The 12,282-nt window shown below is 49.5% G+C and carries 10 protein-coding genes; all 10 read right to left on the reverse strand.

Annotation, left to right across the window (positions count from 1 at the left end; all coding sequences use genetic code 11):
• Nucleotides 1-747 precede the first annotated feature (747 nt).
• Nucleotides 748-1,026: a 50S ribosomal protein L25 gene (gene rplY / locus L3Q72_RS05955; RefSeq protein ID WP_275132075.1), complete on the reverse strand. Its 279-nt coding sequence runs from the start codon at nucleotides 1,024-1,026 to the stop codon at nucleotides 748-750.
• 250 nt (nucleotides 1,027-1,276) lie between these two features.
• On the reverse strand, nucleotides 1,277-1,600 hold the full coding sequence (locus tag L3Q72_RS05960) for a hypothetical protein (protein ID WP_275131739.1): 324 nt from the start codon (nucleotides 1,598-1,600) through the stop codon (nucleotides 1,277-1,279).
• Nucleotides 1,601-1,614: 14 nt separating this feature from the next.
• Nucleotides 1,615-2,376, reverse strand: a complete 762-nt coding sequence (locus L3Q72_RS05965; protein ID WP_275131740.1) for a protein phosphatase 2C domain-containing protein — start codon at nucleotides 2,374-2,376, stop codon at nucleotides 1,615-1,617.
• A gap of 1 nt (nucleotide 2,377) precedes the next feature.
• Nucleotides 2,378-3,148, reverse strand: coding sequence for a type VI secretion system-associated protein TagF (gene tagF, locus L3Q72_RS05970; RefSeq protein ID WP_275131741.1), 771 nt, complete (start codon nucleotides 3,146-3,148; stop codon nucleotides 2,378-2,380).
• Nucleotides 3,133-6,684, reverse strand: coding sequence for a type VI secretion system membrane subunit TssM (gene tssM, locus L3Q72_RS05975; protein WP_275131742.1), 3,552 nt, complete (start codon nucleotides 6,682-6,684; stop codon nucleotides 3,133-3,135). The genes tagF and tssM overlap by 16 nt, the downstream gene beginning before the upstream one ends.
• A complete protein-coding gene (gene icmH, locus L3Q72_RS05980) occupies nucleotides 6,684-8,006 on the reverse strand; it encodes a type IVB secretion system protein IcmH/DotU (RefSeq protein ID WP_275131743.1) in 1,323 nt (440 codons plus the stop codon). Before icmH ends, tssM begins: the two co-directional genes overlap by 1 nt.
• 2 nt (nucleotides 8,007-8,008) lie before the next feature.
• Complete coding sequence (tssK, locus tag L3Q72_RS05985; protein WP_275131744.1) at nucleotides 8,009-9,346, reverse strand: type VI secretion system baseplate subunit TssK; 1,338 nt, start codon at nucleotides 9,344-9,346, stop codon at nucleotides 8,009-8,011.
• Nucleotides 9,347-9,360: 14 nt separating this feature from the next.
• A complete protein-coding gene (gene tssJ, locus L3Q72_RS05990) occupies nucleotides 9,361-9,903 on the reverse strand; it encodes a type VI secretion system lipoprotein TssJ (RefSeq protein ID WP_275131745.1) in 543 nt (180 codons plus the stop codon).
• Between the two features lie 147 nt (nucleotides 9,904-10,050).
• Complete coding sequence (gene tagH / locus L3Q72_RS05995; RefSeq protein ID WP_275131746.1) at nucleotides 10,051-11,547, reverse strand: type VI secretion system-associated FHA domain protein TagH; 1,497 nt, start codon at nucleotides 11,545-11,547, stop codon at nucleotides 10,051-10,053.
• A gap of 86 nt (nucleotides 11,548-11,633) precedes the next feature.
• Nucleotides 11,634-12,260, reverse strand: a complete 627-nt coding sequence (locus L3Q72_RS06000; protein WP_275131747.1) for a YopT-type cysteine protease domain-containing protein — start codon at nucleotides 12,258-12,260, stop codon at nucleotides 11,634-11,636.
• Nucleotides 12,261-12,282 lie beyond the last annotated feature (22 nt).

A 12,282-nucleotide genomic window follows, 5' to 3' on the forward strand; every position in this document is an offset into this window, starting at 1 on the left:
CGATTAGAAGCCTTGTTAGTGGATTTAGCCATAAAGGTTCGGGGTAGCGCCCCATGATGAAACCGAATATACGTGCACTTGCATAAACTCTTATTATCTTAAACTACTTGTGTTACAGGGGGAGTCCATATACATTCCCACGGAGGACCGTGGGAACGAGGCTTTTGCATAACCATCCAGACTTTAATCTGATGTTTTAAGCTCTGAACTAGCGCTTGCACTCTTGTACTTAACGTTTCACGATAAATCATCGGTTGATGACTCTTATCGAGCCTGGAAGACGCTGGATTATGAGGTAATGAACCACCTTCATGAAAAAGGCTTAATCGGTAATCCAGTGAACAAGAACAAATCTGTTCACGTAACCCCAGAGGGTACTAAAAAAGCTGAAGAGCTATTTTATAAGCTACTTTGCAAGTAACACCCCGGATTAATACCAATACCAGTATTTAGCTGTTCAGTGATTGCGCAGGCAAAATTGCTAAGAGCAAGGCAAAATTTGCAGTAACTAGTGGAGTTAACTACAAAAGTTTTAACGCAGCTATTAGCGATTTTGACAAGCAAGGATGAACAGATAATTGCTGGGACTGGTATAAAAGAAATGGGGCGGATTTGGCCCCATAAACAGCGAAACCCCAGACGTTTGGTAGCCGTCTGGGGTTTCTGATTTTTAGATTTCCCGGTTGGTAATTCCGGTTATCTTTATGCAAAAGGTTTGGATTTTATCCGAAATTCTTTGGTAGAGAATTAGATACGGATGAAGTCCATGTGTTCAACTTTAGGCTTGAACGCGTGACGCTGTACGTCTTGTGGCTTAACCTTAACTTCTGCGCCGTCGATCACTAGAGTGATGCCTTCGTAGAATTCTGGCTTGTCCATTTGGTTAACAACATCATCGTGGATTAGAGCGATAGATACTGGCGCTGCTTCACCACCGTAAACGATTGCTGGGAACTGACCAGCGTGACGTAGGCGGCGGCTCGCACCCTTACCTAGCTCAGTACGTACTACTGCTTCAAATTTCATAGTATTTACTCTCAAATTAGTAAAATTTAAATCTCATTAACAGCATAGCGACCTGGCCGTTAATGCTTAACGTTTTACAGATACCTGCAAAACGAGCGCGGATACTATCATTCTTGTCCTGATAGGGCAATAGAAACTGCAATAAATATCCGGAAATTGTATTTTACGCGGTTTATCTGATCTTTTTGTTACTGAACCACAAAAATCAGAACTTATTTCCTGCATTTCTGGTTTTTATGGTACAGATTTTCTAGATCATAAAGAACAGGTAAATACCAAGAATAAAAGATAGCAGCAGGATAAATGCGACTATGGCAATTCGGATAAAAGGTATGGAATCTTGTGGGATTGGCTCTGGTTTTTCAGGTTGAGAAATGCCGGGTTCCCGGAGAGTTGGCTTAGTTTCCGGTGGCGTAAATTTGTCCGATACTGCAGGCTTCTCCCGGTTTGTTCTGTCAGTTACCAGTTTTTCCAATGTTTCTGTGCGTAATTCCAGGTATCTGGCACGATCCAGTTCGCCGTCGGCATATTGCTGGGCGAGTTGATTGATGCTGGTGCGGTTGGTATTAGACATAGTTTCCGCCTGTTTTACTCTGAATCAGCCTGAACAAGCTCATGGGCTTTAACCAATATGGTGGTGACATTATCTCTGGCACCCCGTTGCAGAGTCAGTTCGATAAGCGACTGGTTTATCTCTTCAATGCTTTTATTCTGAGCCAGAAGCTCTGCCATCTCTGAGTCTTTTACTTCTTTATTTAAACCGTCACTGCAGAGCAGGAAAATATCATCGTTATGAATGTCATAGTCGATAAGATCCACAAACAGAGCATCGTTGGCGCCAATGGCTCTGGTGACGATATTGGAAAGAGGGTGGTTTTCTGCATCTTCTCTTAGCAGCATGCCCCGTTTTACCATCTCCTCAACCTGACTGTGATCCTGAGTTAGCTGAAGTAACTGACCATCGCGGTAACGGTAGGCCCGGCTATCACCAACCCAAAGCAGAATGCTGATATCAAGATGAGCAAGCAGAATAACCACGGTACTTCCGATAACCGTATTTTCTCCGTGGCGCATGGCTTCGAGCAGCAAGTGCCGGTTAATTGCCAGAAGGTTATCTTCCAGTACTTTCACTTTGTCACTGAGTTTTTCCGGGAGTTGCGCCAGCTCAAATGTGGATGTGATGGTCTGGCTGGCAACTTCTCCGCAGTTGTGTCCGCCCATGCCGTCTGCCACGATCCAGAAACCGTGTTCAGGCCTTGCAATACAGGCATCCTGATTGACCTTGCGCACTTTACCCTGATGAGTCAGAGCAGATGTTTCCCATTTAAACCGTGTTGGAGAAGTCTGCATATTATCTCGCCTGAGGTTGTTGGCCTGCCTGAGGCTCACCGTTATGAGCCAGATCATACTGCTGCCAGCCCCTGAGTTCCCAGTTTCCGTCCAGCATGCTCGCATAACTCTGCCGGGCGGGAAGTTCATGAGCAATTAAGAGTGAAGGACTGATTTTTTCAGAGCCGTGAGTCCACCAAAGGCTGTGCCTGTCGGGAAGTTTTGAAGACAGATAACCGTTTAGTGAAGATATTCCGCTGTAAAACGGATCAACGCTTGGCAGCTCAAAATGAACCATTACTGGCTGAGCCCCGGTTAACGGATTCGCTGAAGTTACGATTCTTGGCTCTTCTATATTGCTTATCTCTTTGTCAAATTGCTCAAGGTTAAAATCACTGTGAAGCGTTAACAGAGCAGCCTCTTCACACTGGTTAAACCATATCTCGTTTTCAGAGAGCAGGGCAGACAGGTTTGTGCCGGACGGAAGCGACATGGCCAGAGTGAAAGGAAAGTATCTGCCGACACTGTCGACGCTTGGCATCAGAACACCCGCCCAGCCGTTATCTCCGGCGATGCCCGCTGGCAGGGCGAAGCGCCAGATTGGGCTGGTAAGATAGTAATTCAGCCATTCGTTGCCCAATTGCTGTCGGCTTTCGTTAATCGCCAGTTCCAGCCACCTGTCCCAGACGGACGTAAAAGTGTTGGGCAGCCTTCTGGAAAGAAAGTCGCCATAGGTAGGCTGCTTACCGAAAAAGCCGATTTTGGCTCTGTACTTGTTTATAGCCTCGGACACCTGAACGCCTCCAGTTCCCGCATCATAAACGGATTGTTGACACTGTTTGCCCTGAGCTCCATTTCCACTCTGTGCCCCTGTTGTTCAAACACAACCATAAACTTATCGGCCTGACCGCCGCGTTGCAGCTCAGCGCTTTTCAGCAGCTTGAACCAGCCCCAGATACCACTTTCTACCTTGGTGGATGATTTTCCGTCAGCATCGACAAAGGTTGCTGAGCTTTGCCCTGTGGTATCCTTCTTTGAAGGCCACTGCAGGTTACTGACCCGTGCAGGACCGTGCCGGTAGGAAACGGTCTGACCGTTAATATCCAGCACAAACCTCTGGCTGCCGGTATCCATAAAGACCGGTTTCAGGCTAAAGCCAATCTGAGGTTGCGAGCCTCCGGACGGGAAGAAGGTTGAACGTATTTTGGCAATGGTTTCAAACTTGCGCAGTACGCTGTTAGAGATACCCATCGGATGACCATTTGCAGCCCGCCAGCGCCACGGGCTTCTTCTGGTATCGGCAAATGGTTTGATGTTCTCATTAAAAAACTGATCCATAAGCTGGCCCGGACCGAAGAAACGGGTAAAGTCTAAAAGCGTCACTTCCTTGGACATGTTTGTCGAGAAAGGAAAACGTCCTTCAATCCCTTTCTGGCACAGCGGCAGAATTTCCTGACCCAGCATAGAGGAGAGCTCGCTTCGGGTTCCGCCTACCACCATATTCCAGCCCTGGCTGGAAAGCGCCAGTATCCACTTATTGACCGGATTCGGCAGTTGCTTGGCTTTTTGCTGAAGCAGTTTAAGCGGGTTTCTGCCTTCGCCGGATGCGCTCTGTTTGGCGGCGTCCAGAGCGGTGCCGCTGCTCTGCATTTCGGAAAGGAAATTGAAGGAGTTGTAGAAATCACCAACCAATTCGTCGATAAGCGGAGGATTACCGTCCACTTCCTGAACCAGTTCGTTGATCTCTTTAAAGGCAGACTCTACCTGATAAACAGGAGCCTGCGTTCCATCCCCTGAATTTACTTTTCCTGCTGCCTGCATCATCCTTTCCAGACGGGCTTTCTGCATATCGGCAGAAGTGCTCAGGGTTGCAGCGGCTTCACCTAAGCCTTCAGCAACACCGGCTGCTTTGCTTGCAGCCTGATCTTTTTTGGTCAGATAGGTATTCTTTTCAACGGTTGTCAGCAGTTTTTTCACCGGGCTGGAAGGAGAGGAGGCCGCTTCCAGAATATCCACCGCGTGGGAAAGATTCTTCGCCTGAACAATACTCAGATTATTCAGCAGCCTGCGCCACTGGGTAATGTAGTCTTCAAAATAGAGCTCTTCCACTTCGGTTGTGACATCAAGCAGCCTTTGGTCATCTATCTCTTCGTCAGAAACTTCATCACTTAGCACCCATTGCTGTTTAAGGTTATGTTCGATGATCTGCTCACTGCTCTTACTGTAAACCTCATGATAGCCGTTGTAGGTGAACAGAGCCGGGATACGGGCGTTTTTCAGATCGCCCTGATTGTAGGTAAAGACTCTGTCGCCATGGCGGCCCAGAACCCGGGTTAACAGAATATCCTGGCTTTGATCGGCGGCTGTCATCTGAATCTGATGATAGATATATTCAGCAAAAGGCATGTCGGTCAGGCTCATTCTGGTGAGCTCAATGGTTTGCTGATTGAGCGGAAGCGGACTGAATTTCTCGCTGAGCAGACTATCCAGGTGAGCCAGAAGCTGCTCTTGTTTTTCCGGCACAGTTGCTGACCAGATAAGCGACATAAAGAGTTTCACCTCGTCAGGGTTCAGATGCTGGATTCTACCCAGCATCAGATAGGTTTTCAGCCCCTCAAACAGCAGCTCGGTTTCAGAAGTCGTGGAAAGAAACTCTTCAAGCTGCGCACCAATGGAATAGAGGAAACGTCCTTCCAGTACTCTGTGATAGGCGTTATGAACAGCCGGATCCAGTTTATCGCCCTGATAAAGGCCGGAGCCCAGTGACCATGGCACTTCCTCCTGATAAACATCGCTGGCGGCGCGCAGATCATTTAACGCCGGAAGCAGGGTATCGATCTGAGTGGTTATGAACGGCAGTTCAGTCAGTTTGTTTTCGTAGTGGCTGATATGGGATTCCACATCGGCAATAGCGCTCTTATTCTGAGTAAAGCTGGTGGCCCAGATAAAGCCGCCGACAAGCAGAGCGGTGAATGCGGTAAAGTAGGTACCCCTCTGGAACCATGCCCGGCGCGCTTCTGCTTTTGGATCGGAACCGACCATACTGGACTCGGGGAACATCACCTGATTAAACAGATTATGGATAAAGTAGCTGCGCCCCTGACCGCTGAAGGCGGGCTGAGAAGTACGGTCTAAACCGAAACTGCTGGCAAGGTTACCCATCAGTCTGTCAATTGGCGTGCCTTCCTGAGTTCCGCTGGAGAAATAAACCCCCCGCAGCAAAGGCGCGCCCTGGAAACGGTTCGGGTGAAAGATCTGCTCAAGAAAGTCTGTGACAGGTGCTTTGAGAGAGGCCAGCTCCTGAGGAAAAGCAAACAGGGTAGCGCGCTTGGAGCTGTCTCTTTCCTGATGCATATGCTGCAGCAGCTGTTCATTGATTCGCTGAAGCAGTTCATCAAATTCGCCGGGCAGAAGGTCATTGGCGTTTTTTTCTGCCTTTTCATCAATCACCGGAAAGGTGATGCCCCAGACCTGATTTCGTTCTTCATGGCTCAGGCTTTCGAAAAACTCGTTAAAGCCTGCAATCAGGTCGCATTTACTGAACATCATATAAATTGGCGCACGTATGCCCAACTGGGTGTTCAGTTCTTCAATGCGGCTTTTGATGGCGTTGGCGTGCTGCTCTATCTGAGCCTGATTGGAGAGCATAAGTTCGGTAATACTCACCGCCACCAGAATACCGTTTATCGGTCTGCGTTTGCGGTGTTTTTTCAGAAGATCCAGAAAACCGCCCCAGGCCCCGGAGTCAGTGTCTTTATGGCTGTCTTGTGTGGTGTAGCGTCCGGCAGTATCAATCAGTATGGCGTCATCGGTAAACCACCAGTCGCAGTTTCGTGTGCCGCCAACACCACGGATGGCGTCTTTACCGAACTTATCGGAAAGAGGGAAGTTCAGGCCGGAGTTAATCAGTGCCGTGGTTTTGCCTGAGCCCGGAGGGCCGATAACCACATACCATGGCAGCTCGTAGATGTACTGATTGCCGGAAAGCACGCCGCCTTTATTGGTCTTTTTCAGAACGCTGATGGCTTCTTCAAAGCGATCTTTAATCACCTGCAGCTCTTCTGCCGACTGATCTGCCGCTTCATCAGGGGAGCTTTCACCCAGCTCTTCAATCAGTTTCTGCTCGTTTTTCCGCGCTTTCAGTTTTGCCAGCAGAAGAATCAGGCCCCAGATAGCAAACAGAATAACGATCAGAACCAGCCTGGCAATCATACCTTCCAGTGGAACACTGCCGCCAATGGCGATGATGGGCCCGACAAACCAGATAATAATGCTGGCTGCAATCAGACCAAGTAACTGTAGTAGCCATTTCTTTTTAAAGATGCTCATCATTTCTCCAGTATGATCTCTACCCGGCGGTTAAGCGCTCTGTTTGCTGCTGAGTCATTGCTGACCAGTGGCTCGCTGTCCGCTCTGCCTTCGGCGGTAATAGCCTTTGGAATAATGGAAGCTTCGGTAATCACCTGAGTGACGGAATCAGCACGTGCCTTTGACAGGTGCCAGTTTGAAGGAAACTTCAGTGTACGGATCGGCACATTGTCCGAATGTCCGGCGATAATAATCTGTCCCTCGGCAAGGGAAAGGGCATCGGCAATACGCTGCAAAATAGGGACAAATGCCTGAGTGACGGTTGCACTGCCTGAGCCGAACAGGCCTTTGTTTCTCAGCCGGATAATCACATCGGTATCGGCATCCAGCACTTCCAGAATGTCCTGAGCGATCTCATCGGCCAGAAATGTGGAGACCCGCTCATAGAGGTTGCTTTCAATCACTGGTGGAGGCTCGGCTGCTTCGATAATCACCGCAGGAGGCTCTTCTCTGCCAATGGAGGCCAGATTACTGAATGCTGGGGAAGAGGCCTGATTAATCAGAATGCTGAATGCAAAATAGATAATCAGCAGCAATGCGCCCGTGACCAGAGCAATAACCCAGACAGGAATATAATCGCGGATCTTATGACTGGCAGCAGCTTCACCGCGCCAGTGAGGGGAGAGCTCCGGCTCCGCCGCGCCGCGCTGTTTTTTTATCAGCTGAAACAGAGTCTCTTTTGCCTGCTCCAGTGCCCTCTGGCCAGTATCAAGTACGCGGAATTTGCCTTCAAATCCCATGCTCAGGCAGATATACAAAAGCTCAAGCATATCCAGATGCCGGGCCGGATCTTTCATCAGGCGTTCAAGAATGACAAAAAACTTTTCTCCGCCCCAGGTTTCCTGATGAAAGCTCACCAGCAGGCTACGTTCGCTCCAGCGGCTCTGGCTGCCCCAGGGGGTATTTAGCACGGTTTCATCAATTACGCAGCAAAGGCAGTAACGCGCAGCGTGAATGGTTTCTCTGTCGCTGTGCTCCAGTGCGCTGGATTCAAAGCGCTTCAGTTCCTGCTCAACCTGCTGGCGCAAGCCATCTACGTTGCTGTGGCTGGCGCTGTTATACAGCTTGGCAATCAGAGAGAGCAGGGGAGAGGCGCTGGCTACCAGAGGATTCAGTCCCTGCTCAACGGAGTAGTTACCCGGTGTCACCGGAATATCGGGCGCAGCAGGCTTCCCCGTCGGTGGTGGCGGGGACTGTGGACGCATACCTCCCGGTGTCGGGCGGATAACCGTACTGTCTATATCAGTATCAGGGTTATCGAAAAAGGGATTATCATTACTCACGGTTATTCTCCCTTAATGGCCCAGAACTCAAGCTCAAGCCCCGGGAAATCGCCGCCAGCATGGAAGGCAAATCCGCCGGAGGTGCTGAGTTGTTTCCAGAGTTCGCTGTTACGGTCCAGTTCGAAATAGTTAAATCCGGCGTGGTACGGGATCTGCCTTGGCGCCACCGGAAGCGGCCTGATGGCGATGCCCGGAAGCTGAAGGTTAACCAGTTGGCGAATCTGTTCTACAGGGCCGATTTTTACCTGAGTCGGGAAGTGGCTTCGCAGGGTTTCAGCGGAAACCTGAGCGTTTACTGCCAGTACGAAATTGGCGCTGCCCAGCAGTGTATGGTCGCCAAGTACCGCAACATAGATACCGTATTTGCGGGCCTGAATTTCCACAGGAATGGCGTTTTGCTCCAGAACCATGCTCAGAGACTGACGAAGCGACGACATCAAACCATCGAATGTGGTTTTCAGATCGTTATGCAGATATTCAGGCATAGCCTCAGGGCGTTTATTGCGTCTGGCAAAGGTAGCCAGTTCTCCGGCCATCTGAATACCAATGCGGAAGAACTCTTCCGGATGCACGCCTCTGGCCAGAGTCAGATGAGTAAAGAGCGGCTCAAGCCGGTTTACTGCCTGAAGCATCATAAAATCGGCGATTTCTGCAGCGCCGCCTCGGCCGGATTCAGTTACCCGGCCAGCTATGGCTTCGGCTCTGTGCTTTAGCATGCCCTGAAGTTCAACCAGATAACCGTGCACTTTGGGAACGGCGGAGCAATCCAGACACGGCGGGATAAAGTCCTTATCCAGAACCACGGTTTTATCGGCTTTCTTTTCGATAATCCGGCATAAAGGCATTTCAACAAAGGCGCTGCGATCTTCAGGCTCCAGCATCAGGTGCAGACAGAGCTCGCCGGTCAGAATGGCCGCTTCGCTGTTAGAGCCATGATTGCTGTCGCTGACATCCTGCTCTCTCGGCAGATAACGGGCCAGAATCTGAGGCTTTTCATTCGCGTCAGCCTCTATTTGTCCTTTGCGCCTTGCCGGAAGGCAGAGGTAGACAATAGTATCTCTGGTGTTATCGGGAACCGTCAGCACCTTCGGCGGCTGATCTTCACCACCGATATTAAATGGCGTGCCGTCCGGCAAAATTCCTGAGCAGCTTTCAATGGCGAGTTTTTCCTGAGCCAGCAGATCCTGAGTAATGCTCAGCTCGCTTATCCCCCAGCTGTAGGGGCGCATTGGTGCGCAGCGGGATTCCAGCAGCTGCTCAAGATGCCGGTCATGTTGCTGAAAATGTTGCGGACGCAGGAACATTCCCTCCGTCCAGATCACTTTGTTACGCCAACTCATAATGGTTATTGCTCCTAAAAATCAAACTTGAGTTCTTCGTCCGGTTTGATTTTCTTTTTAATTTCGTCTGCCTTTTCAAATGAAAGGTCCATGGTTTTCTTGGAAACTTCGATGGCGTCTTTACTGATCCTGACCATAAATTTGTTTGATGAGCCTGCTTTTACCGGAACCACGGTGCGCCACTGAGCGGTATTGATATCCCGGAATGCGGCAACAAAGCCGATATAACGGGTGGAGAGGTGCAGCTTCTGCTCCAGTGACAACTCTTTTCCGGGAAACAGCATCACTTCGTTGTAGCCGAGGAGATCGTCGGCCAGCACGCCACTGTCCGGGTCGGTAAGAGAAAAATAGTTGCCGGATTCAAATGTGGTCGGTGAGGCGAGTTCATAGATATAAACAACGGTGGGAGAAGGGTCGCCTTTGATATTCGGGTTCATATGAATTGACCCGATAAAGTCAGCCTTAAAGGGAACAGACGTACTTGCGCAGCCACTGAGAAGCAGACCGGCAAATAGCAGAGACAGTACTATGCGAAACATCCTGATGGGTAACTGCATAAAAATCTCCATTTTTTATGGCTTATCTAATTCAAAAGTATAGGAGCTATTTACCGACCTCTGTGTTTAACACGCTCTTATTTCGTTGATATACATCAGACTGTTAGCGATTTTCTCTTCATTGAGAAAACCGCCGTCGTCAGTCTGTTATTTTCGTGACCGGGAAAGCCTCTCCACCTGCTCCTGATAGGCTTTGGAGAAAGCTTCGCCAAACAGTTCCTGAAAAGAGTCCTCCGCTTCTGTCAGGATCTCTTTGTATTTGTCTTCGTACTGCTCCCAGTACCATGCTTTCTTGGTTTCAAGCAGGCCCCGGCCACTTTTCTTGTCAAACTGGTTTCTGAGTTGTTCCGGCTCAAAGCGTTTTAGCATGGCGGATAAGGCAGCCTGCACTCCTGCCATAATGGCAAGCTGGTGGGCTTCGATATCATTCAGAGCTTCATGCATGGCTTCTTTTGGCGGCAGATAAGCGCTGCTGGTCGGCATCAGCATCTGTCTGAGCGCTTCATCTACGGTGACAGAGAATTTAAGCGGATTGTTTTCCACTGCGCGGATAGTCGTTTGTTCCATACGGAATTCGCTTTTTACTTCTGCCCGTGCTCTTAGCATCTGCATCAAGCCATCCAGTGAGTCACGAAGCAGTTCGCCTGAAGTTTCCAGCACCTGTTCAGAGCTGGTTTCCGGAATGTTCAGTTGCTCAATTCTGGCTCCCCTTAGTAAGGACTGCATAGAAGCGCTGCCATTACCTCCGTTTGTGGCATGAACCTGAGTTCGGGGTTTCGATGCTCCGGGGTTTGGTATCGCAAAGCTTTGCGGGGCGGTTTCCTGTGCTGGTGGTGGTGTGGCTACCGGCTCCGGTGGTGCAGCGACCTGCCGTTCAGTTTGTGCTACAGGTTCTGGCTGGAAGACAGGTTCAGGCTGAGGTGGTGGTTCAGTGGCGACTTCCGGTTCGCTGTCAGAAAGAATATCCCAGTCTTCCGGAATGCTGTTTGGTGCGCTGAAAAACTGGTTTTCGGCGGGGACGTTGTCCGGCTCAGAGGCTCCGGTAAATTCCTCTTTACTGGCGTCGGCTAAAAGATCGCTGTCTGAGGCAAAAAAGTCATTTCCTGAGGGTTCAGGTTCGCCGAAATCCGGAGTAGGGGGGGAAGTGAAAAAGTCGCTGCCACCTGAATTGCTTGCTGGCTCATCGGACTGCCACGGCGGTATGCTCTGTTCAACGGGCTGATTGAAAAAGTCGTCTCTGCTTTCCGGTTCTTTTTCAAAGAAGTTGGTCTGGGACTGCTGAGCCGGAGAACCAAATGGCGAGCTGCCCATTTCGAGCGGGTCATCTTCAATGCTTATTTGCAGAATATAGTCACCAACAACCAGTCTTTGTCCGTCGGCTAACTCCACACTGCGGTCACGTCCGAGCGGATTGATATCACCTTCAAAAAACAGGCCGTTGGTGCTGGTATCAGTGACATAGAACTTACCGCTTTTGTAGGAGATAGCGGCGTGTTTGCCTGAGATAAAACGGTCAGGGTCGGGGAGGACGCAGGTGTTTGCAGCTGCGCGCCCTAAAGTGCCCCCGGATTCACCAATCTCTGCTTCGATTGGTGAATCGGGTGGTTGTTTTTTGTAGCTTATGACTTTTATTTTGGTTTTCATTAGCTTCCCCGGTCAGTTACAGATGTTAACTAAATTATAGGTACCAATAAAAATATCGTAATTTTGTTTTTCCTGTCAGAAGTTCATTATGTGTACGAGAAACCACCCAAAGCACTGCCAGCTGACTGGTATTTTTTAACGTAGCGTAACTGATGGCTTTCGATACCGCCGTATCCTGCATAAGCGCTATCCATTGCCTGTCTGAGCCAGTTAACGAATACGGACCGTTTCATATAATACTCTCCGAAATTTGGGTCAAATACGTAGATATGACCAGTCCCCCAGAAAGATTTCCCTGAACGATAGACTGCGATACTGTGTGCGCCACCATCATTAAACCAGAAGCTGTATACAAATCCTGTGCGTGATGTACTTCGAACCTGGCTGGCTACATCTGCAAAACTGCTTGGAGTTTTAAAATCGAAAACCTCAACACCAAGCATTTTCGCCATACCTACATCAGCATAACGTCCTCCTTCACGAACCCAGCGCTTACCAAATACGCCATACATAACCTGAACGCTTTTGGCTTCTCGTCGCATAGTGTCCATGCGGGTTGCGGCACCCTGACTCTTGTTCGCCATGATTTCCGACAACCATTTCAGTGAAAACATATGGCAGGCACCACTTGCTGACTCCGGATTGTAGTCAGTATCCAGAACATTAGACTGGTTGAACGGTGAGATTAAAAATGAACTCATATCCAAAGGCATAATGTGTCCTCCTTTAATAGGA

It is taken from the genome of Vibrio sp. JC009 (genome assembly GCF_029016485.1).
Taxonomy (GTDB): domain Bacteria; phylum Pseudomonadota; class Gammaproteobacteria; order Enterobacterales; family Vibrionaceae; genus Vibrio.

Coding starts and splice junctions, on each gene's coding strand:
- tagH (WP_275131746.1), bottom strand. CDS start 11,547: ATGAAAACCAAAATAAAAGTCATAAGCTACAAAAAACAACCACCCGAT.
- tssM (WP_275131742.1), bottom strand. CDS start 6,684: ATGAGCATCTTTAAAAAGAAATGGCTACTACAGTTACTTGGTCTGATT.
- tssK (WP_275131744.1), bottom strand. CDS start 9,346: ATGAGTTGGCGTAACAAAGTGATCTGGACGGAGGGAATGTTCCTGCGT.
- L3Q72_RS05965 (WP_275131740.1), bottom strand. CDS start 2,376: ATGCAGACTTCTCCAACACGGTTTAAATGGGAAACATCTGCTCTGACT.
- L3Q72_RS06000 (WP_275131747.1), bottom strand. CDS start 12,260: ATGCCTTTGGATATGAGTTCATTTTTAATCTCACCGTTCAACCAGTCT.
- tssJ (WP_275131745.1), bottom strand. CDS start 9,903: ATGCAGTTACCCATCAGGATGTTTCGCATAGTACTGTCTCTGCTATTT.
- L3Q72_RS05960 (WP_275131739.1), bottom strand. CDS start 1,600: ATGTCTAATACCAACCGCACCAGCATCAATCAACTCGCCCAGCAATAT.
- rplY (WP_275132075.1), bottom strand. CDS start 1,026: ATGAAATTTGAAGCAGTAGTACGTACTGAGCTAGGTAAGGGTGCGAGC.